The following is a 20333-nucleotide window of genomic DNA, read 5'->3' as shown; positions in this document are numbered from 1 at the left end:
CATGGCCGAGGCCGAGGACGTCATCACCGACGCGGCGCGACATGCCACGATCTATGCCCAGGCGCTGTGGCGCCGCCACCGCCCCCCGCCGGCCGGCCCACCCCGGCTGCATCTGGCCGATGTGGCGCCGCGCCTGGACCTGTTGGTAAGCGCCGCGCTGGGCATCCGCCTGCAGCTGCGCGCGGCGCAACCGCCTGCTCCGCCTACCTTCCTCTCGCGCTGGATGCAGCGTGCAGAGGCCCCCAGCCAGCGCGACGCCGTGCCCGCCACCGACGGCGCCAACCTGTGGCTGCCCCCCGCGCTGACGGACATACCCGGCGCGCAAGCGGGGAAGGAAGGCGCGCTCCCCGCCGACGAGCGCTACCGCACGCTCGCGCTGGTGCACGGCATGCGTGCGATGCGGGGGGCGCCAGCATGCGCTGCCCAGGCAGTGGACGGTTTCGAGCGGGCCTTGTTCGCACTGCTCGAAGCCCACGCGGCCGATCACGCGCTGGCCCTGCGCCTGCCGGGCATGGCCGCGCCACTGGCGCGCCTACGGCAGGCAATGCTGGCAGCGCGCCCGGCGGTGGCAGCGCTGCCGCCGCACCTGCAACCGCTGGAGTCGCTGGCGCACGCCCTGCTGGCCGGCCCACCCGCGGGCGCCGGGCCTCCCGGCCTGATGCCATCGCTGCCGGCCCCGGCGCCACAGGTGCTGGCGCATGCACGTGCCCTCGCTTCGCGCCTGCGCCCGGCCGCGGCCCCCGCGCGCCAGCAGCGCTGGTGCATGGTCGACGCGTGGCTGGGCGAGCTGCGCACGCCGGCTACCCCCGCGCCTGCGCACGCCACGGCGGACGGCGCAGAGGATGCCTCTGGCACGACCCATGCTGCCCGTCTGGCGCGCCGTCCGCAGGTGCGCCAGGCGCTTCCCGATGAGGACGACGCGAACGGTCCCGGTGCATGGATGGTGCAGACCGCCCAGCCGCACGAGCAGGCCGCGGACCCCATGGGCATGCAGCGCCCGAGCGACCGCGACGCCAGCACGGCGGCGGAGGAGTTCGCCGATGCGCTGTCCGAACTGCCCGAGGCGCGCCTCGTGGCCACGCCCGGCCGTCCGAAGGAGGTGCTGCTGTCCGATGACCCGCCGGAGCATCTGGCGCGCCAGGCGCGGGCGGGCGGTGGTGCGGCCGCCGCGCCGGGCGTCGACGTTCTGTACTACCCCGAGTGGGACGGCGCCAGCGGCAGCTACCGCCGCCCCGGCGCCGCCGTGTGGTTGCACGACGCAGCCCCGGGCGCGCCCGATTGGTTGGAAGCCACGCTGCATGAGCGCCGGGCCATGCTGCACGCCGTGCGCAGGCGGTTCGAGCTATTGCGCAGCCGCCGCGTGGCCGTGCGCCGCCAGCTCGACGGCGACGAGATCGATCTGGAGGCTTGCATCGAGGCGCGCGCAGACTTTGCCGCGGGCCTGCCGCTGCCCCAGCGCCTGTACCGCAGCGAGCGCCGCCTGCACCGCGACCTGGCGGTGCTGGTGCTCATGGATGTGAGCGGCTCCACCGACGCCTGGGTGGCGCCGGGCCGGCGCGTGGTGGACGTAGCGCGTGAGGCGCTGCTGCTGGTGAGCATGGCGCTGGACGGCATGGGCGCGCCGTTTGCGGTGCAGGCGTTCTCCGGTGAGGGGCCGCAGGGGGTGGTGGTGCGCAACGTCAAGCGTTTTGACCAGCCCTACGGGCGAGACGCTGCGCTGCGCATCGCCGGTCTGGAGCCCGAGCACTACACGCGCGCCGGCGCCGCGCTGCGCCATGCCGCCAGCACGCTGATGCGCCAGCCGGCCGCGCACCGCCTGCTGTTGCTGCTGTCCGATGGCAAGCCCAACGACATCGACGCCTATGAAGGCCGCTATGGACTGGAGGACATGCGCCAGGCCGTGACCGAGGCGCGGCTGCAAGGCATTGCGCCGTTTTGCCTGACCATCGATCGCCAGGCGGCCCGCTATCTGCCCATGGTGTTCGGTGCCCATCACTACGCGCTGCTGCCGCGGCCCGAGGAACTGCCGCAGGTGCTGCTGCAATGGCTGCGCCGGCTGGTGGTGGTGTGACTGATTGCTACTGTTTTGGTAGCTATTGACGCTTGCTGGATGGGCGCTAGAGGCCTGAAACGTTCTGATTCTTCCGTCGGCGCATTGCGCCGCTGTGGCACGCACCAAGCCCGGGCGCGTGCCCTTAAAGCCCCAGCTTGGCCAGGCTGCCACCACCTTCGCGCACCACGATGGGGTCGCCGCCGGTATTCATGGGCGTGAGGTCCAGCACCGTAGTGGGCTCCAGCGGGCAGCCGCCCGCATCGAGGATGCCATCGAGCTGCTTTTCAAAGCGCTCGCGGATCTCCTGCGGGTCGTTCAGCGGCTCGCTTTCGCCCGCTGGGATCAGTGTGGTGGCCAGCAGCGGCGCGCCGTGCAGCTCCAGCAGCATCTGCAGGCCCTTGCGGTCGGGCACGCGCAGACCGATGGTCTTGCGCTGCGGATGGCTCACGCGGCGCGGCACTTCCTTGGTGGCGTCCAGGATGAAGGTGTAAGGCCCCGGCGTGGCCAACTTCAGCAGGCGATATTGGCGGTTGTCCACATGCGCGTAATTGGCCAGTTCCGACAGGTCGCGGCACAGCAGGGTGAGGTGGTGCTTGTCGTTGATCTGCCGAATACGACGAATCCGGTCCACGGCGTCCTTGTCGTCCAGGCGGCAGACCAGCGCGTAGCTGGAGTCGGTGGGCACGGCCAGGATGCCGCCGCTCGACAGCAGCGTGGCGGCCTGCTTGAGCAGGCGCGGCTGCGGGTTGTCGGCGTAGATCTCGAAATATTGGGCCATGGAGGGGCGCGGCGGTCAGCCGGCAGTGGTGCGGGGGGCGCGCAGGATGCGATCGGACAACAGCTCCCACACGGGGGTGAGCTGGCCTGGCAAATCCGGCAGGGCGCCCAGATCGGTGTGTGATTCGTTCGGGCTGTGGAAGTCGCTGCCGCGCGAGGCGGCCATGCCGAACTCCTGCGCCATGGCGGCGTACACGGGATATTCGGATGGCGTATGGCTGCCGGTCACCACTTCCACGCCCTGGCCGCCGTGCTGCTTGAACTCGGAAAACAAGGCGTATTCCTCATTCGCCGTGAATCGGTAGCGTGCAGGATGGGCGATCACGGCCATGCCGCCGGCCTCGCGGATCCAGCGCACCGCATTGCCCAGCGTGGCCCAGCGGTGGGGTACGTAGCCGGGGTTGCCCTCGGTGAGAAAGCGCCGGAACACTTCGGAGGTGTCATGGCACACGCCGGTCTCCACGAGGAAGCGGGCAAAGTGCGTGCGCGAGACCAGTTCAGGGTTGCCCGCGTAGCGCAACGCCCCTTCGAATGCGCCGCGGATACCCACGTGCGCCAGTTGCTGCGCCATCTCCTGTGCCCGTTCGCCGCGCCCGCCGCGCGTGGCCGCGAGGCCCTGGGCGAGTTGTGCATTGTCCGGGTCGAACCCCAGTCCCACGATATGCACCGTGGTGTCGGCGAAGGTGACCGAGATCTCGGTGCCCGTGAGGTAGTCCATGCCCAGCGCGTGCGCGGCGGCGGCGGCGCGGTGCTGGCCGCCGATCTCGTCATGATCCGTCAGCGCCCACAGCGCTACACCGTTGGCATGCGCACGGGCTGCCAGCGCTTCGGGGGTGAGGGTGCCGTCAGACACCACGGAGTGGCAGTGAAGGTCGGCATTGAGGAGGATGGACACGATTTCATTTTAGGGGGAGCCCGCAGGGCATGTTGTCGTGGTGGTTGCAACACAGTGACAAACGGGTCGGGCTGCAGGCAGCGACGAATATTTGTAATCAAATGCGCATAAATGCGACAATATGAGCCTCTTTTTGTCCAGGCTGCCGGGTTGTTGCGCCCGTGTGCCTCCTCCGTGTGCCTCCTTCCACCGCTATGGCGCCACGACGCCCCTGATTGCGTAGAACATGAACTTCAACCATTTCCCCGTCGCCCGCAAACTGTGGGGCCTCGTCCTGGGGCTGCTGGTCTCCATGCTGCTTTTGCTGGCGGGCCTGTTGGCCTACACCGCCCAGCTCGATGATGAGGCGGCGCGCATCGTGCAGGCCAACGAAGACCGCATCAGCCTGGCCCTGCGCTGGAAAGGGCTGACCATGCTGGCCGTGGACCAGTCCGTGAGCGCGCTGGCCTCGGCCGACGAGACCCTGGCGTCGGGCCTGCAGAAGAAAGCCAAGCAGGGGATCGAGGCCATCAATGCCCTGCAAAAACAGGTGGAGGCCGTGGCCTTCTCTGCGGAGGACAAGGCCCAGATGGAACGCGTGGCCGCCGCCCGCAAGGTGATGCTGGACGCGCTGGCGGAGGCCACCAAGGCCCGGGCCGAAGGCGACTTCGCCCGCACGCAGACCCTGGTGGACAGCAAACTGCTGCCCGCCGTGGAGCGCTACGTGGGCGAACAGGACGCCTATGTCCAACTGCAAGAACGCCAGCGCGACGCCGCCAAGCAAGAGGCCCAGGCCTTGCACCAGCGCGCCATGTGGATGGGCGCGGGCATCGCCGCGGTGGTGGTGGTCTTGGGCCTGGTGTTGGCGAATCTGCTCGTGGGCTCCATCACGCATCCCCTGGAGCGGGCCGTGGGGCTGGCTAACGCGATTGCCGGTGGCGACTTGACGCAAGACGTGCACGATGACCGTCGTGACGAACTGGGCCACCTGCTGCGCTCGCTGTCGGCCATGGGAGCACGTCTGCGCGGCGTGGTGGGCGAAGTGCGCTCGGGCGTGGAATCGGTCTCGGCGGCGTCCAGCCAGATCGCCACGGGCAACCACGAACTGTCTGCGCGAACCGAGCAGACCGCGGCCAACCTCGAAGAGACGGCCGCCAGCATGGAAGAGCTCACCGCCACCGTCACCCAGTCGGCCGACACCGCGCGCCAGGCCAACCAACTCGCCGCCAACGCCGCGCAGGCCGCAGAGCGTGGCGGCGAAGTGGTGGGCCAGGTGGTCACCAGCATGCAACAGATCACCGAATCCAGCCGCAAGATCGCCGACATCATCGGCGTGATCGATGGCATTGCCTTCCAGACCAATATCCTGGCGCTGAACGCCGCCGTGGAAGCCGCACGCGCGGGCGAACAAGGCCGCGGCTTTGCCGTGGTGGCGGGTGAAGTGCGCAGCCTGGCGCAGCGCAGCGCCGAGGCCGCCAAGGAGATCAAGCAGCTCATCACCACCAGCGTGGACAACGTGCAATCGGGATCGGCCCAGGTGGAGCAGGCCGGCCAGAGCATGCAGGACATCGTGCACAGCGTGCGCCGCGTGAGCGACCTGATCGGCGAGATCACCGCTTCGTCCACCGAGCAGCGCGACGGCATCGGCCAGGTGAACCAGGCCGTGGCGAACCTGGACCAGATGACGCAGCAAAATGCCGCGCTGGTGGAAGAGTCCAGCGCCGCCGCCGCCGCCATGCATGAACAGGCGCAGCGCCTGGCGCAGGTAGTGGCCGTGTTCAACGTGGGCAATGGCGCCGTCGCGGCGCCCCGCAGCCCGGCCCGCGTGGCGCCGCCAGCGGTAGCGCCCGCCCCGGTCAAGACACCGGCCGCAACGCCGGCGCGCGCGACGCTGGCCAAGCCCACACCGACAAAGGCTGCCGCCAAGGTGTCCGCCCCCCAGATCGCGCCGGCCAAGACGCCTGCGGCATCGGATGCGGATGGCGAATGGGAGAGCTTCTAAGCTCTAAAAAATAGCGTCATTGGTACGGCCCGTCCCCAGTCGGGACAAAAAAAGCGCGGCCTGTGCCGCGCCTTTGGCCATCCCAACGCCGCTTAGGACGTTACGTGGTCATGGCTTGCTGTCTGCTCCGTACTTGGGAGAGCGTGGCCCATGCAATAGTCCTCCCGGACGGCCGGCATACAGCAGTCGGCCGTTTGCGACCTCGGCGATCTGCACGCTGCGGTCTGACAAGGTTTCCACAATCTGGTCAATGAGCGCAGACACCAGCATGCCCACCAAGCCACCGCTTGAACGCTTGTTTTCTGCACTCGAGGCTGTTGCCTCCCCGGACCACAGTTGCTCGCCCGTTCACATTGCAGGCGACTCCAGTCCCTCCACCAGAAACTGCACCCGCCGCTCGCCCCGCCACTCGTTCACGTCCAGCCGGAAGGCCAGCAACGCCCGTTCGGGCAGCGGGTCGGTGTGGCCGAACCAGATGGCGTCCACGGGCTGGCCCTGGTGCAGCAGCTTGATAGACAGGTGGTTGCGCGCCTCGCCCACCAGGCGCTGGCTCAGCACCTGCACTTCCTCGCTGAAGGTAGGCGGCGCAAAGCCCTGGCCCCAGACCTCCCGGTGCAGCGTGTCCACCAGTTCCGCACGACAGTATTCCGGGGCCAGCGGGCCGTCGGTTTCCAGCCGGCGCGTGAGCGTCGCGGCATCCAGCCATTCCTGTGCGACCTGGGCGAAGGCCTGCTCGAAGAGGTCGAAATGCTCCTCGGCCACGGTGCAGCCGGCCGCCATGGCGTGGCCGCCGAACTTCAGGATCACGCCGGGGTGGCGCTTGGCTACCAGGTCCAGCGCGTCGCGCAGGTGAAAACCGGGGATGGACCGCCCCGAACCCTTCAGCTCATGCTCCTTGCCCGGCGCGCTGCTGGCAGCGAACACGAAGGTGGGGCGGTGCAGCTTGTCCTTGAGCCGCGAGGCCACGATGCCCACCACGCCCTCGTGAAAGTCCGGGTCGAACACGCTGATGGCGGGCGGCGGCTCCTCGCCTTCGTCGAACAGGCTCTCGGCCAGCAGCAGGGCCTGCTCGCGCATGCCCCCTTCCAGCTCGCGCCGCTCGCGGTTGATGGCATCCAGTTGCCGGGCCAGGTCGGCGGCGCGCGCCGGGTCGTCGGTCAGCAGGCATTCGATGCCCAGCGTCATGTCGGCCAGGCGCCCCGCGGCATTGATGCGGGGCCCAAGGGCAAAGCCGAAGTCGAAGGTGGTGGCCGCGGGGGCCTTGCGCCCGGCGGCGTCGAACAGGGCCTGGATGCCGGGCTGCATCTGGCCGGCGCGGATGCGTTTCAAGCCCTGTGCCACCAGGCGTCGGTTGTTGTTGTCCAGGCGCACCACATCGGCCACGGTGCCCAGGGCCACCAGCGGCAGCAGCGGCTCCAGCTTGGGTTGCGTGGCCTTGTCGAACACGCCGCGCGCGCGCAGCTCGGCGCGCAGCGCCATCAGTACATAGAACATCACGCCCACGCCGGCGATGGATTTGCTCTCGAAGCCGCAGCCCGGCTGGTTGGGGTTGACGATGGCGTCGGCCGCGGGAAGTTCGGGGCCGGGCAGGTGGTGGTCGGTGATGAGCACGGTCAGCCCCAGCGCCTTGGCGCGCGCCACGCCCTCGATGCTGGCGATGCCGTTGTCCACGGTGATGAGCACGTCGGCGCCGCGCTCGTGCACGCGCTGCGCGATGGAGGCGGTGAGGCCGTAGCCGTCCACCACGCGGTCGGGCACCAAATACTGAACATGGCGTGCGCCCAGCAGGCGCAGGCCGCGCACCCCCACTGCGCACGCAGTGGCGCCGTCGCAGTCGTAGTCGGCCACGATGAGCAGGCGCCGGTCCTGGCTGATGGCGTCGGCCAGCAGCGCCGCGGCCTGCCGCACGCCCATGAGGGTGTCCGGCGGCAGCAGGCGGGCGAGGGCGTCGTCCAGCTCCTCCTTGGCGCGGATGCCGCGCGCCGCGTACAGGCGTGCCAGCAGCGGGTGCACGCCGGCCTGCTCCAGCGCCCAGACCACGCGCGGTGGGATGTCTCTTGCTACTATTTTCATAGCTGCTCGCGCACGCTGGAAAAGCGCTGGGGCTTGAAAAGACTCTGAATGCGCTGGCCCAGGCTGCGCGGCGCCGTATGCCAGGACTGTGCGCCGCGTTCGCCGCACAGCGTGAGGCGCGCCGCGCCGCCGCCCGCCACATGCGCGGCCAGGCGCGCCACGGGGCCGGCGTCCAGCGCGGCCCAGGCCTGGCGCCAGGCGTGCCAGTCCTCGCGCAGCGCAGCGTCCAGCAGGGTGGTGGGCATCTCGGGCGCCGGCACGGGGGCGGGTGGCTGGGGCAGGGCGCCTGCGCCGTGCACCCAGAAGGCATTGACCGGCGGCAGGCCCTGGGTCGCGCGCGTGTCGTTGAAGGGGTGGGTGTACAGCAGCATCTGCATCTCGCTGTGCAGGCGGTGCAGCAGGCGCGCGCGGGCGGGGTCGGGCATCCAGGCGCGCACGTCGCGCTGTATCACGCGGTCCAGCGACGCGGTGGGCAGGTTGTCGAACACTGCACCTTGCGCGACCCAGCGCGTCGGCTGGTCGTAGGCGAGCGTGATGCCGTCCTCGGCAAACCAGGGCGCCACGATGGCCAGCAGCGCACGCGAGGCGGCCTCGTCCAGCTGCAGCCACGCCGGGTCGCCCAGCGTGACATGGTCGGCACCGACCTGCCAGTGGCAAGGGGTGATGAAGGCCCAGGCGCTGGTGGCCGCATGGGGAGCGCTGACCTGCTGGTGCTGGTGCCACGCGGCCCAGGGCGTGGTGCCCTCGCTGGTGGCGGGCAGGCCGTGGTGGCGGGCCAGGGCGCGTTCGTGGGGCGGGGCGAAGTCCGTCTCGGCGCCGGCGTCCAGGCCGGTGCTGGACAGGCGGGCCAACAGCCGGTCCAACTGGGGCAGTTCCAGGCCTTCAAGCGCCTGCTGGCATCCCTGGGCCGGGCTGGCGGCCAGCGGGATGAGTAAATGGGGCATGTCCGACATAGGGGTGTATTGTCCCGGATGCACCCGATGACGGTGGGCGCAAAACCCACAGCGTCATGCAAGCGTCACAAGTGCAACAGAGACTGGATCGCTCACTTTTACGGCCAAGGATGCCCATGTCTTCTCACCGTCTTCCCCTGATCATTGCGATGAGTGCCTCCCTGCTGGCGACCGCCTGTGGCGGCGGCGACGACCCCGCACCGCTGCCGACGCTGAGCGGCCAGGCTCCGCTGGTGGTGGGGCACCGCGGCGCCTCGGGCTACCGCCCGGACCACACGCTGGAGAGCTATGCACTGGCCATCCAGATGGGGGCGGATTTCATCGAGCCCGATTTGGTAGCCACCAAGGACGGCCACCTGGTGGCGCGCCATGAACCCAACATCACCAGCACCACCGATGTGGCCAGCCGCCCCGAGTTCGCCAGCCGCAAGACCAAGCGCATGGTCGATGGCGTGGAAGAAGAAGGCTGGTTCGCCACCGACTTCACGCTGGCGGAACTGAAGACCCTGCGCGCCATCCAGCCGCTGGCCGAGCGCGACCAGTCCTATAACGGCAAGTTCCAGATCCCCACGCTGCGCGAGGTGCTGGACCTGGCCAAGACCGAGGGCGGCAAGGTGGGCCGCGTGATCGGCGTCTATCCCGAGACCAAGCACCCCACCTACCATGAAGATGCGGGCCTCAAGCTCGAAGACCGCCTGCTGGCCATCCTGGCCGAGTACGGCTACACCAAGAAGGATTCGCCGGTCATCCTGCAGTCGTTCGAGACGGCCAACCTCAAGTACCTGCGCACCAAGACGCAGGTGCGCCTCATCCAGCTGGTGGATGGCAACGACTACGACTTCAAGACCGGCGCGGTCACCTTCGAGGCGCCATATGACCGTCCCTACGACTGGACACGCGCGGGCCGCAAGGACCTGTTCGCTTCCATGGTCACGCCGGCGGGCCTGGCCGAGATCGCCAAGTACGCCGACGGCGTGGGTCCCTGGAAGCCCTACATCGTGCCGGTCAAGGGCACCTTTGGCGCCGACGGCAAGATGGTCGACGTGAACAAGGATGGCGCGGTCAACTACGCCGACGCTTCCAGCAGCACCCCCACCAGCCTGGTGGCCGACGCACACAAGCTGGGCCTGATGGTCCACACCTGGACCATGCGCAACGAAAACCGCCGCCTGGCCTTCGACTACAAAGGCGACCCCCAGGCCGAGTACCTGCAGTTCTACCGCCTGGGCGTGGATGGTGTGTTCTCCGACTTCGCCGACACCGCGGTGGCTGCGCGCAAGGCCTATCTGACGGAAACGGGCCGCTGAGCCGCGGGCCGGCGCCGCGCAGGGCAGGCGGCCTTGGCGCGTCAGCCCCTGCGGCACCCGGCTTGCGCTGAGGCCGCCGCGCGTTGCTGCCCTGGGCCCGCGCCGCGGGCCCGGGTCGATGACACAATCGCGCTTCCATGCAAATTCCCTACGAACTGGCCCTGGGCTGGCGCTACACCCGGGCAGGCCGGGCCACGCGGCGCAACGGCTTCATCTCCTTCATCTCGGGCGTGTCCATGCTGGGCATCTCGCTGGGGGTGGCGGCACTCATCATCGTTCTGTCCGTGATGAACGGCTTTCAGAAAGAGGTGCGCGACCGCATGCTCAGCGTGGTCTCGCACATCGAGATCTTCGCGCCGGGCGGTGCAGCGCTGCCCGACATGCCGCGCACGCTGGCCGAGGCGCGGGCCAATCCGAACGTGGTGGGCGCCGCGCCCTTCGTCGCCGCCCAGGCGCTGCTGGCGCGTGGGGAGGACATGAAGGGCGCGCTGGTGCGCGGCATCGACCCCGCGCACGAGGCCGAGGTGACCGACCTGGCCGCCGAGAATCTGGAGGGCCTGAAGGCCCTGGTGCCGGGCGAGTTCCGCGTGATCCTGGGCAGCGAACTGGCGCGCCAGCTGGGCGTGCGCGCGGGTGATGCGGTCACGCTGATCGCACCGGCCGGCCAGGTCACGCCTGCGGGCGTGGTGCCGCGCCTCAAGCAGATGACGGTGGCGGGCACCTTCAATTCGGGCCACTATGAATACGACTCTGCGCTGGTGATGCTGCACCACGAGGATGCCGAGCGCATCTTCCGCCTGGAAGGGCCGACCGGCGTGCGCCTGAAGCTCAAGAACCTGCACGACGCACCCGAAGTCACGCAGCAGCTGGCGCACAGCCTCTCGGGCAACCTGTTGATCCGCGACTGGACGCAGCAGAACCGCACCTGGTTCGCGGCCGTGCAGCTGGAAAAGCGCATGATGTTCATCATCCTCACGCTGATCGTTGCGGTGGCGGCATTCAACCTGGTGTCCACGCTGGTGATGACCGTGACCGACAAGCGCGCGGACATCGCCATCCTGCGCACGCTGGGCGCCAGCCCCGCCAGCATCATGGGCGTGTTCATGGTGCAGGGCGCCATGGTGGGCGTGATCGGCACGTTGGCCGGCCTGCTGCTGGGCCTGGGCGTGGCCTTCAACATCGACGTGATCGTGCCCGCCATCGAGCGGGCGCTGAACGCCAGCTTCCTGCCCAAGGACATCTACCTCATCAGCAAGATGCCCAGCGACCCGCAAAGCAGCGACATCGCGCCCATTGCCGTCATTTCCCTGATCCTGGCCTTCGTGGCCACCCTGTACCCGAGCTGGCGCGCCAGCCGCGTGAACCCCGCGGAGGCGCTGCGCTATGAGTAATGGGCAAGTGGTGCTGCAGGCGCAAGGCCTGACCAAGCGCTTTACCGAGGGCCGGCTGGACGTCACCGTGCTCAAGGGCGTGGACCTGGCAGTGCACGCCGGCGAGACGCTGGCCATCGTTGGGGCGTCGGGCTCGGGCAAGAGCACGCTGCTGCATCTGCTGGGGGGGCTGGACGCGCCCAGCGCCGGCACCGTCACGCTCCAGGGGCAGGCGCTGCAGGCGCTATCGCCCGCGCAACAGGGGCGCCTGCGCAATGCGCACCTGGGCTTCATCTACCAGTTCCACCACCTGTTGCCCGAGTTCAGCGCCCAGGACAACGTGGCCATGCCGCTGCGCATCCGCCGCGAGCCGTACGCGCAGTGCATCGAGCGGGCGGTGCGCATGCTCCAGGCCGTGGGCCTGGGCGAGCGTGTGCACCATCGCCCGGCGGAACTGTCGGGTGGCGAGCGCCAGCGCGTGGCCATTGCCCGGGCGCTGGTCACGCAGCCGGCCTGCGTGCTGGCCGACGAGCCCACCGGCAACCTGGACCGCGCGACCGCCGATGCCGTGTTCGCCCTCATGCTGCAGCTAGCGCGCGAGCAGGGCACTGCCTTCGTGATGGTCACGCACGATGAATCGCTGGCCGCGCGGTGCGACCGCGTCGTGCGCTTGGTCTCCGGTGTTTTGAGCTAAAACGGCCTCCAGCGCTTGTTGGGTAAGCGCTGACAGCTATCTTTTCAATAGTAAATCAGGCCGTCGCGGCGGGCGCTTGCGCGGGGGCGCACTCGTCGAACGCGGCCACGGCATTGGCTGCGTACATCAGCGCGGGGCCGCCGCCCATGTACACCGCAATGCCCAGCACCTCGTGCACCTCGGCGCGCGTGGCGCCCAGGCGCGCCAGGGCCTGGGTGTGAAAGCCGATGCAACCATCGCAGCGCGCAGCCACGCCAATGCCCAGCGCGATCAGCTCCTTGGTCTTGGCGTCGATGGCGCCGCCCGCGAGAGCCGCCTTGCCCAGCGCGTTGAAACCTTGCATCACCTGCGGAACGCTGTTGCGCAGCTCGCTGACGTTGCTAGAGATTTCGCGCGTGAGGGCCTTGTAGTCGGTGGACGAGGTCATGGTGGAACTCCTGGTGGTGAAAGGGATGCGCCAGCTCGGCGCTGTTGACACGTTTATTAGTATCTACTAAATTAGCATACGTTAATTTAGATATTTATCAACAAGGAGTGCAGGTGGCCACTACCGCCGACCTGGAATTCATGCAGCAGGGCGCCGCGCGCGCCGCTGCGCTGCTGCGCGCGGTGGGCAACGAGCACCGGTTGCTCGTGCTGTGCCTGCTGATCGAGCAGGGCGAGGCCTCCGTGGGCACGCTGCTGGAGCAGGTGCGCCTGAGCCAGTCCGCGCTGTCGCAGCACCTGGCGCGCATGCGCGATGAGGGGCTGGTGACCTTCCGCCGCGACGCGCAGACTCTGTACTACCGCATTGCCGACCCGGCGGCGGAAAAGCTCGTGGCTGCGCTCAAGGACATCTTCTGCCCCTGAGCGGCCGCGTCGCTGCGCAGAGGTACCGTTTTTTCGTCAACTAGGAGAAGTGTCATGAAACACAACGTTGGGGGTTGGGACCGCGGGCTGCGCATCGCGGTGGGTCTGGTGCTCATCGGCCTGGCGGCCACGGGCACCGTGGGCTGGTGGGGCTGGCTGGGCGTGGTGCCACTGCTGACCGGCCTGGCGGGCACCTGCCCTGCGTACTCGCTGCTGGGCATGAACACCTGCCCGCTGAGCAAGAAGGGCTGATGGGGCACAGCAGCTCCGGCGGCGCCGATGCGCCGCCGACCGATCCGCAGGACATTGGCGCTGCAACGCACTGAGACACTGCGGACCGGCGCTGGGGGCGTGCGGTGGCATGATCCGGCGCATGGACGTCTGGATCGACACCCATTGCCACCTGGATGAATTTGCAGATCACGGCGGCGCAGCGCTCGCAGATGCCGAGCGTGCACGCGCCGCGCAGGCCGGCGTGGCCCACTGCGTGCTGCCCGCGGTGGAACTCGCCAATCTGCAGGCCGTGCGGGACCTGGCGCACCGCCACGGCGACAGCTATGCGCTGGGCATCCATCCCCTGTTCACTCCCGTCGCCGGCGACGAAGACTTGCCCGCCCTGGCGCGCGCGCTGGAGCAGTACCAGGATGACCCGCGCCTGGTGGCCGTCGGCGAAATCGGGCTCGACCTCTTCGTGCCCCATCTGGATTTGGGACGCCAGCAGCACTTTTACCGGGCGCAGCTGCAGTTGGCGCGCCGGTTCGACCTGCCCGTGATCCTGCATGTGCGCCGCTCGGCGGACCAGTTGCTCAAGGCGCTGCGCGAGCTGCCGGTGCGCGGCGGCATTGCCCATGCCTTCAATGGCAGCCTGCAGCAGGCGCAGGCCTTCATCGATCTGGGCTTCAAGCTGGGCTTTGGCGGTGCGGTCACCTTCGACCGTGCGCTGCAGTTGCGCCGCCTGGCCACCGAACTGCCGCTGGACGCGCTGGTGGTGGAGACCGATGCGCCCGACATTCCGCCGCACTGGCTCTACGTGACCGCGGCCGAGCGCGCCGCTGGCCGCCCGCCCGCACGCAACACGCCTGCACAGTTACCGCGCATCGGTGCGGTGGTGGCGCAGCTGCGCGGCATCTCCAGCACAGAACTGGCCCATGCCACGCGCGCCAACGCTTGCGCAGCGTTGCCACGGCTGGCTGAACTGTTGGCATAGGTTTGAGTGCTTTCGGGCTCAAAGGCTTATGCAGCAAGCGCTAGCAGCTATACAAACAATAGTAATGGAGGGCCGGTGGCTGCGCAGAAAAAAACGGTTGTGCTGTCTGCCGGTCGTCTGGTCGGCCTGCCGCCCGTGGTGGGCTCCGGCACGCGGGTGCTGGTGCTGGGCAGCTTCCCCGGTGTGGCGTCGCTCGCCGCGCAGCAGTATTACGGCCATCCGCAGAACCACTTCTGGCGCATCCTGGCGGCGCTGTGGCCGCAGCATCCGCTGCCGGGCCGCGACCAGTACGCCGCGCGCTGCGACTGGCTGCTGGCCCGCGGCCTGGGCCTGTGGGACGTGTATGCCGCCTGCGAGCGCGAGGGCAGCCTGGATACCAGCATCCGCAACGCGCAGGTCAACGACTTCGCCGGCCTGCATGCCCGCGCGCCGGGGCTGGCCGCCATCGCCCACAATGGCGGGGAAAGCTTCCGCCACGCCAAGGCCGTGCGCGCCAGCCTGGGGCTGAAGGCAGATGCGCCGATGCCATCGCTGCGCCTGCCATCCACCAGCCCGGCCAACGCGTCGTGGAGCTTCGAGAAAAAACTGCACGCCTGGGGCGAGGCCCTGGCGACTTTTGGATTGGTATAACGATTTGACCCGCAAGAAAACCGCCGCCACCGAACTGCCCGAGGTGAGCGTCTCCGACGATGGCGAAGTGCGCCATCTGCACCTGGGCACGCCGTGGATCCAGGGCTCCATGCGCATCGCGCAGCCGTTCGAGATCGAACTGGAATACGTGCAACGCATGATGGCCTGGCTGCTGTTCGTGGAGCCCGCCAGCGTGGCCAAGCGCCACGCGATGCAACTGGGCCTGGGGGCCGGTGCCATCACCAAGTTCTGCCGCAAGAAGCTGCGCATGTGCTGCACCGTGGTCGAGCTGAACCCGCGCGTGGAGGCCGTCTGCCGCGCCTGGTTCAAGCTGCCGCCCGACGGCCCCATGCAGCGTGTGGTGCTGGCCGACGCGGCCCAGGAAATCAAGAAGCCCGAATGGCACGGCACGGTGGACGCGCTGGCGGTGGACCTGTACGACCATGAGGCCGCCGCGCCGGTGCTGGACAGCGCGGAGTTCTATGCCGACTGCCGTGCGCTGCTGACGCTGGACGGCTGCCTCACGGTGAACCTGTTCGGCCGCGCCTCCAGCTACGAGCGCAGCCTGGACAAGCTCGCCGAGGCCTTTGGCGCCGACGCGCTCTGGGCTTTCAAGCCCACGCGCGAGGGCAATACCGTGGTGCTGGCCCAGCGCACGCCCACGCGGCCTAAACGTGCCGAGCTGCTGGCCCGCGCCGAAAGCGTGCAGGCCCGCTGGGACCTGCCGGCCACCAAGTGGCTGCGCGTATTCAAACCGGTCGCCTGACCTCTGCCGCCACTCGCACCATGACTGCCGAAGCATTGCCCGCATCCCCCCCCACGGCCGCCGGCGGGCCCACCGGCCCGTTGCAGTGGCGGCTCATCGTCGATTGGCTGCGTGCCGATGGCGTGATCACCGCCGAGCAGGCGCAGCGCACCATCGCACGCTGCTCGCAGGCCGAAAGCAGCCAGCACCCGCTGGTGCGGCTGGGCAACGTGGCCATGCTGCGCGCGAGCGACGGCAAGCCGCTGGACGTGGACATCCTCACCGAATACGTGGCCCAGCGCTGCGGCCTGGCGTTTCTGCGCATCGACCCGCTGAAGGTGGACGTGGGCCGTGTGGCCGACGCCATGAGCGCCAGCTACGCCGAGCGCCACAAGGTGCTGCCGGTGCAGGTGACCTCCAAGGAGGTGGTGGTGGCCACGGCCGAGCCCTTCCTGCATGACTGGGTGGCCGAGGTAGAGCGCCAGTCCCGGCGCACGGTGCGGCGCGTGCTGGCCAACCCCCAGCACATCACGCGCTACACGGCGGAGTTCTACGCGCTGGCCAAGTCGGTGCGCGAGGCGCAGAAGGCCGGCGGCGGCGCCGCGGGCAGCAGCTTCGAGCAGCTCGTGGAGCTGGGCAAGACCAACAAGCAACTGGACGCCAACGACCAGGGGGTGGTGCGCGTGGTGGACTGGCTGTGGCAGTACGCCTTCGACCAGCGCGCGAGCGACATCCACCTGGAGCCGCGCCGCGAGCAGGGCGTGATCCGCTTTCGCATCGACGGCGTGCTGCATGCCGTCTACCAGATGCCCATGGGCGTGCTCAATGCCATGGTGGCGCGCGTGAAGCTGCTGGGCCGCATGGACGTGGTGGAAAAGCGCCGCCCGCAGGACGGCCGCATCAAGACGCGCAACCCGCGTGGCGACGAGGTGGAAATGCGCCTGTCCACGCTGCCCACCGCTTTCGGCGAGAAGATGGTGATGCGCATCTTCGACCCCGACAACGCCGTGAAGGACCTGGACGCGCTGGGTTTCACCGCGCACGATGCGCAGCGCTGGGAGCAGCTCGTCAAGCGCCCGCACGGCATCATCCTGGTGACCGGGCCCACGGGTTCGGGCAAGACCACCACGCTGTACTCCACCCTGAAGCGCGTGGCCACCGAGGAGGTGAACGTGAGCACGGTGGAGGACCCGATCGAGATGATCGAGCCCAGCTTCAACCAGACGCAGGTGCAGCCGCAGCTGGACTTCACCTTCGCCGAAGGGCTGCGTGCCCTCATGCGCCAGGACCCGGACGTGATCATGGTGGGCGAGATCCGTGACCTGGCCACCGCCGACATGGCCGTGCAGGCCGCGCTCACCGGCCACCTGGTGTTCTCCACCCTGCACACCAACGACGCGCCCAGCGCCGTCACGCGCCTCATGGAGCTGGGCGTGCCGCCGTACCTCATCAACGCCACGCTGCTGGGGGTGCTGGCGCAGCGCCTGGTGCGCACGCTGTGCCGGCACTGCCGGCAGGTGGACGAGGCGGCCGACCCCGAGGCGCTGGCCGACATGATCCGCCCCTGGAAGATCAACGGGGGCTATCGCGCCTATAGGCCCGTGGGGTGCGTGGAGTGCCGCATGACGGGCTTTCGCGGCCGCATGGGGCTTTATGAACTGCTCACCGTGAGCGAGGCGCTCAAGACCCAGGTGAACCAATCGCCCTCCATCGACGCGCTGCGCCGCCAGGCCGTGCAGGACGGCATGCGCCCGCTGCGCCTGGCGGGCGCGCTGCGCGCGGCCGAAGGCGTGACCACGTTCGAGGAAGTCATCGCCGCCACCCCGCCGCTCGAGTAGCACCCACACCTCTGCCATCGCGGCGCAGCAGATGCGCCGTTCCGCCGCATGCATCAGGCGCGCGCCCATCCTTCACAACGCGGTGGAAGGCGGTATGTCCGCGCTCCTGCGGCGCAGGCCCGGCCTGACCAGGGCCCTCGCGCCACCTTCGACGCCGCGCAGCGGTCGGTGCCGTGCTAAGGGCAGTTCCGGGGGTGTTGCCTCTAGGGAAAACTTGTATCTACCGGTAGGTGGAATCCACATCGAGAAACGCTGCCCGACACTCCACAATCGCCCGTCGCGTTCCTTTTGGGAGACATTCGTGAAAATCAAGAGTCAGAAAGATTTCTTTTCCGGCCTCATGTTCCTCGTCGTCGGCGGTGGTTTTGCCTGGGGCGCCACCACCTACAGCGTAGGAACCGGCGCCCGCATGGGCCCGGGCTACTTCCCCCTGCTGCTGGGCATTCTGCTGGGCATCATCGGCGCGGCCATCATGTTCAAGGCCACCGTGGTCGAGACGGTGGACGGCGACAAGATCGGCAAGTGGGCGTGGAAGCAGATCTTCTTCATCATTTCCGCCAACCTGTTGTTCGGCGTGCTGCTGGCGGGCCTGCCCAGCTTCGGCGTGCCGGCCATGGGCCTGATCGTTGCCATCTACGGCCTGACTTTCGTGGCCAGCCTGGCGGGCAACCAGTTCCACTTCAAGGAAGTGTTCATCCTGGCCACCATCCTGGCCGTGGGCAGCTACGTGGCATTCATCTGGGGGCTGGCTCTGCAGTTCCCCGTCTGGCCTAGCTTCATCGTGGGTTGATTCGGAGATCTAGACCATGGAATTGTTTGAACACCTCTCGATGGGTTTTGGCGTCGCGTTTACGTTCCAGAACCTGATCTACTGCTTCATCGGCTGTCTGCTGGGCACGCTGATCGGCGTGCTGCCCGGCGTGGGCCCCGTGGCCACCATCGCCATGCTGCTGCCCGCCACCTATGCGCTGCCGCCCGTGGCCGCGCTGATCATGCTCGCTGGCATCTATTACGGCGCGCAGTACGGCGGCTCCACCACCGCCATCCTGGTGAACCTGCCGGGCGAGTCGTCCTCCGTGGTGACCGTGATCGACGGCTACCAGATGGCGCGCGCGGGCCGTGCAGGCCCGGCACTGGCGGCTGCCGGCATTGGCTCGTTCTTCGCGGGCTGCGTGGGTACGTTGATCCTGGCGGCCTTTGCGCCCCCGCTGACGGAAGTGGCCTTCAAGTTCGGCCCCGCCGAGTACTTCTCGCTGATGGTGCTGGGCCTGATCGGTGCCGTGGTGCTGGCTTCGGGCTCGCTGCTCAAGGCCGTCGCCATGATCGTGCTGGGCCTGTTGATGGGCCTGGTGGGCACGGACGTGAACTCCGGCGTGGCCCGCTACAGCTTTGACATCCCCGAGCTGACCGACGGCATCAGTTTCACCGTGATCGCCATGGGCGTGTTCGGCTACGGCGAAATCATCGCCAACCTGTCCAAGCCCGACGACGAGCGCGAAGTGTTTGCCGCCAAGGTGCACGGCCTGTTCCCCACGGCACAGGACTTCAAGCGCATGCTCCCCGCCATGCTGCGCGGCACGGCCCTGGGGTCGTCCCTGGGCATCCTGCCCGGCGGCGGCGCGCTGCTGTCGGCCTTTGCGGCCTACACGATCGAGAAGAAGACCAAGCTCCATCCCGGTGAGGTTCCGTTCGGCAAGGGCAACATCCGCGGCGTGGCGGCTCCCGAGTCGGCCAACAACGCGGGTTCGCAGACCTCCTTCATCCCGCTGCTGACGCTGGGCATTCCGCCCAACGCCGTGATGGCGCTGATGGTGGGTGCCATGACCATCCACAACATCCAGCCCGGCCCGCAGGTGATGACCAGCAACCCCGAGCTGTTCTGGGGCCTGATCGCCTCGATGTGGATCGGCAACGCCATGCTGGTGATCCTGAACCTGCCGCTGATCGGCGTGTGGATCAAGCTGCTCTCCGTGCCTTATCGCTGGCTGTTCCCGTCCATCGTGCTGTTCTGCGCGGTGGGGGTGTACTCCACCAACAACAACACGTTCGACGTGTGGATGGTGGGCGGATTCGGTGTCATCGGCTACCTGTTCTACAAGCTGGGGGTGGAACCCGCTCCCTTGCTGCTGGGCTTCATCCTGGGCCCGATGATGGAAGAAAACCTGCGCCGTGCGCTGCTGCTGTCGCGTGGCGACTGGAGCGTGTTCGTCACGCGCCCCATCTCTGCCGGCCTGCTGGCGGCCGCGGCCCTGCTGCTGGTCATTGTGCTGCTGCCCGCGGTGAGCAAGAAGCGCGAGGAAGCGTTCGTCGAGGACTGACGCAGATGGCCGCCCTGGCATGTGCCAGGGCACCCCTCGCAAGGCGCCCCTTTCCGGGGCGCTTTTTTTATGCGTGGCGGCAACGGGGCAGTGGTGCAGATGCTCCTGAAAGGGGCGCTGGTGGCGCTTGGACGACAAGCGCTGGAAGGGCGAGGGATGCTTGGTGGGAGGGCGCATGCCGGCCTGCCTCCAACGAGGCTGCCGGCTACGCAGCCGCGTGTCGCGCCGACAACCGCCGCGTGGTGCCGCCCGCTGCGATGGCGCGGTCGCCGGTCTTCCTGGCGGGCGATGCGGTGTATCTCGTCTACAGTGGCGGGCTGGTGCGGCGACGCATCGGGTGAAAACGCAGAAGGAGCAGGTACTGGACGCCAGCGCCGGCTGCCTGGGCGGCACCCGACGGCGCTGCAGCCGCTGCTCAGGCGCACCGCAGAGAATCGCCTTCCAGCACACGGGCCCTGGCATGGCGGCACTCAGGAGCATGATCGATGCAACACCCGTCATGGCCGCGCGCGTCTGACGGTTCGGTTGATGGTCATTCCCTGGGACGGAGGACGGGTTTTCGTGCCCCGCGCGGTGTTCGACGCGGGCGGTGGTCCTGATGCGGGTGTGGGCAGTGTCCACTATGATCGTTTCAAATTGTTTT

At 68.5% G+C, this 20333-nt stretch carries 20 protein-coding genes; 14 read left to right on the top strand and 6 right to left on the bottom strand.

The window, feature by feature from the left end; all coding sequences use genetic code 11:
• Position 1: 1 nt before the first annotated feature.
• Entirely contained in the window at positions 2–2071 is a 2070-nt protein-coding gene (locus I3K84_RS07570; protein WP_196995826.1) for a nitric oxide reductase activation protein NorD, read from the top strand.
• Positions 2072–2195: 124 nt separating this feature from the next.
• On the opposite strand, the gene I3K84_RS07565 is transcribed toward I3K84_RS07570, so the two are convergent.
• Complete coding sequence (locus I3K84_RS07565) at positions 2196–2831, bottom strand: L-threonylcarbamoyladenylate synthase (RefSeq protein WP_015914083.1); 636 nt, start codon at positions 2829–2831, stop codon at positions 2196–2198.
• A 15-nt stretch (positions 2832–2846) separates the two neighbouring features.
• The gene (locus I3K84_RS07560; protein WP_047349830.1) at positions 2847–3725 is read right to left on the bottom strand and encodes a 3',5'-nucleoside bisphosphate phosphatase; all 879 of its coding nucleotides are present in this window, start codon (positions 3723–3725) and stop codon (positions 2847–2849) included.
• Between the two features lie 226 nt (positions 3726–3951).
• Here I3K84_RS07560 and I3K84_RS07555 point away from each other — a divergent pair, with 226 nt between their 5' ends.
• Positions 3952–5706, top strand: coding sequence for a methyl-accepting chemotaxis protein (locus I3K84_RS07555; protein ID WP_196995825.1), 1755 nt, complete (start codon positions 3952–3954; stop codon positions 5704–5706).
• Positions 5707–5814: 108 nt separating this feature from the next.
• Here I3K84_RS07555 and I3K84_RS07550 read toward each other — a convergent pair whose 3' ends face one another.
• The 3 genes from I3K84_RS07550 to I3K84_RS07540 are packed head-to-tail and all read right to left on the bottom strand — an operon-like array spanning position 5815 to position 8732.
• A complete protein-coding gene (locus I3K84_RS07550; RefSeq protein WP_231403469.1) occupies positions 5815–6042 on the bottom strand; it encodes a GNA1162 family protein in 228 nt (75 codons plus the stop codon).
• A 12-nt stretch (positions 6043–6054) separates the two neighbouring features.
• The gene (gene recJ / locus I3K84_RS07545) at positions 6055–7779 is read right to left on the bottom strand and encodes a single-stranded-DNA-specific exonuclease RecJ (RefSeq protein ID WP_196995824.1); all 1725 of its coding nucleotides are present in this window, start codon (positions 7777–7779) and stop codon (positions 6055–6057) included.
• On the bottom strand, positions 7776–8732 hold the full coding sequence (locus I3K84_RS07540; RefSeq protein WP_196995823.1) for a phosphoglycerate mutase: 957 nt from the start codon (positions 8730–8732) through the stop codon (positions 7776–7778). Before I3K84_RS07540 ends, recJ begins: the two co-directional genes overlap by 4 nt.
• 116 nt (positions 8733–8848) lie before the next feature.
• Here I3K84_RS07540 and I3K84_RS07535 point away from each other — a divergent pair, with 116 nt between their 5' ends.
• From I3K84_RS07535 to lolD, 3 genes are all read left to right on the top strand, one after another.
• Complete coding sequence (locus tag I3K84_RS07535; RefSeq protein ID WP_011806527.1) at positions 8849–10039, top strand: glycerophosphodiester phosphodiesterase; 1191 nt, start codon at positions 8849–8851, stop codon at positions 10037–10039.
• A 137-nt stretch (positions 10040–10176) separates the two neighbouring features.
• Positions 10177–11430: a lipoprotein-releasing ABC transporter permease subunit gene (locus I3K84_RS07530; protein ID WP_011806526.1), complete on the top strand. Its 1254-nt coding sequence runs from the start codon at positions 10177–10179 to the stop codon at positions 11428–11430.
• A complete protein-coding gene (gene lolD, locus I3K84_RS07525) occupies positions 11423–12103 on the top strand; it encodes a lipoprotein-releasing ABC transporter ATP-binding protein LolD (protein ID WP_011806525.1) in 681 nt (226 codons plus the stop codon). Before I3K84_RS07530 ends, lolD begins: the two co-directional genes overlap by 8 nt.
• A 55-nt stretch (positions 12104–12158) precedes the next feature.
• Here lolD and I3K84_RS07520 read toward each other — a convergent pair whose 3' ends face one another.
• Positions 12159–12530, bottom strand: a complete 372-nt coding sequence (locus I3K84_RS07520) for a carboxymuconolactone decarboxylase family protein (protein WP_011806524.1) — start codon at positions 12528–12530, stop codon at positions 12159–12161.
• A 140-nt stretch (positions 12531–12670) separates the two neighbouring features.
• On the opposite strand from I3K84_RS07520, the gene I3K84_RS07515 reads away from it, so the two are divergent.
• The 9 genes from I3K84_RS07515 (at position 12671) to I3K84_RS07475 (ending at position 20207) form a co-directional block, all read left to right on the top strand.
• Positions 12671–12952: a helix-turn-helix transcriptional regulator gene (locus tag I3K84_RS07515; protein WP_172209352.1), complete on the top strand. Its 282-nt coding sequence runs from the start codon at positions 12671–12673 to the stop codon at positions 12950–12952.
• Positions 12953–13006: 54 nt separating this feature from the next.
• Positions 13007–13204, top strand: a complete 198-nt coding sequence (locus tag I3K84_RS07510; RefSeq protein WP_011806522.1) for a DUF2892 domain-containing protein — start codon at positions 13007–13009, stop codon at positions 13202–13204.
• Positions 13205–13325: 121 nt separating this feature from the next.
• On the top strand, positions 13326–14159 hold the full coding sequence (locus I3K84_RS07505; RefSeq protein WP_196995822.1) for a TatD family hydrolase: 834 nt from the start codon (positions 13326–13328) through the stop codon (positions 14157–14159).
• A gap of 99 nt (positions 14160–14258) precedes the next feature.
• Positions 14259–14789, top strand: a complete 531-nt coding sequence (locus tag I3K84_RS07500; RefSeq protein WP_103737203.1) for a DNA-deoxyinosine glycosylase — start codon at positions 14259–14261, stop codon at positions 14787–14789.
• A gap of 4 nt (positions 14790–14793) precedes the next feature.
• Positions 14794–15555 (top strand): hypothetical protein, encoded by a 762-nt coding sequence (locus I3K84_RS07495; protein WP_011806519.1) that lies wholly within the window; start codon positions 14794–14796, stop codon positions 15553–15555.
• 20 nt (positions 15556–15575) lie between these two features.
• Positions 15576–17372 carry a GspE/PulE family protein gene (locus I3K84_RS07490; RefSeq protein ID WP_047349871.1) on the top strand — a complete coding sequence of 599 codons (1797 nt, stop codon included), beginning with the start codon at positions 15576–15578 and terminating at the stop codon, positions 17370–17372.
• A 301-nt stretch (positions 17373–17673) separates the two neighbouring features.
• Positions 17674–18162, top strand: coding sequence for a tripartite tricarboxylate transporter TctB family protein (locus tag I3K84_RS07485; protein WP_088888468.1), 489 nt, complete (start codon positions 17674–17676; stop codon positions 18160–18162).
• Between the two features lie 16 nt (positions 18163–18178).
• Positions 18179–19690, top strand: coding sequence for a tripartite tricarboxylate transporter permease (locus I3K84_RS07480; RefSeq protein WP_196995821.1), 1512 nt, complete (start codon positions 18179–18181; stop codon positions 19688–19690).
• 337 nt (positions 19691–20027) lie between these two features.
• Positions 20028–20207, top strand: a complete 180-nt coding sequence (locus I3K84_RS07475) for a hypothetical protein (RefSeq protein WP_196995820.1) — start codon at positions 20028–20030, stop codon at positions 20205–20207.
• Positions 20208–20333: the final 126 nt, after the last annotated feature.

Origin of the sequence: Diaphorobacter sp. JS3051, from assembly GCF_015832135.1 — a bacterium.
GTDB lineage: Bacteria > Pseudomonadota > Gammaproteobacteria > Burkholderiales > Burkholderiaceae_C > Diaphorobacter > Diaphorobacter nitroreducens.
This window is presented reverse-complemented; position numbering and strand designations above follow the sequence as displayed.

Coding starts and splice junctions, on each gene's coding strand:
- I3K84_RS07570 (WP_196995826.1), top strand. CDS start 2: ATGGCCGAGGCCGAGGACGTCATCACCGACGCGGCGCGACATGCCACG.
- I3K84_RS07480 (WP_196995821.1), top strand. CDS start 18,179: ATGGAATTGTTTGAACACCTCTCGATGGGTTTTGGCGTCGCGTTTACG.
- I3K84_RS07535 (WP_011806527.1), top strand. CDS start 8,849: ATGTCTTCTCACCGTCTTCCCCTGATCATTGCGATGAGTGCCTCCCTG.
- I3K84_RS07520 (WP_011806524.1), bottom strand. CDS start 12,530: ATGACCTCGTCCACCGACTACAAGGCCCTCACGCGCGAAATCTCTAGC.
- lolD (WP_011806525.1), top strand. CDS start 11,423: ATGAGTAATGGGCAAGTGGTGCTGCAGGCGCAAGGCCTGACCAAGCGC.
- I3K84_RS07530 (WP_011806526.1), top strand. CDS start 10,177: ATGCAAATTCCCTACGAACTGGCCCTGGGCTGGCGCTACACCCGGGCA.
- I3K84_RS07565 (WP_015914083.1), bottom strand. CDS start 2,831: ATGGCCCAATATTTCGAGATCTACGCCGACAACCCGCAGCCGCGCCTG.
- recJ (WP_196995824.1), bottom strand. CDS start 7,779: ATGAAAATAGTAGCAAGAGACATCCCACCGCGCGTGGTCTGGGCGCTG.
- I3K84_RS07510 (WP_011806522.1), top strand. CDS start 13,007: ATGAAACACAACGTTGGGGGTTGGGACCGCGGGCTGCGCATCGCGGTG.
- I3K84_RS07490 (WP_047349871.1), top strand. CDS start 15,576: ATGACTGCCGAAGCATTGCCCGCATCCCCCCCCACGGCCGCCGGCGGG.
- I3K84_RS07515 (WP_172209352.1), top strand. CDS start 12,671: ATGCAGCAGGGCGCCGCGCGCGCCGCTGCGCTGCTGCGCGCGGTGGGC.
- I3K84_RS07505 (WP_196995822.1), top strand. CDS start 13,326: ATGGACGTCTGGATCGACACCCATTGCCACCTGGATGAATTTGCAGAT.
- I3K84_RS07540 (WP_196995823.1), bottom strand. CDS start 8,732: ATGTCGGACATGCCCCATTTACTCATCCCGCTGGCCGCCAGCCCGGCC.
- I3K84_RS07555 (WP_196995825.1), top strand. CDS start 3,952: ATGAACTTCAACCATTTCCCCGTCGCCCGCAAACTGTGGGGCCTCGTC.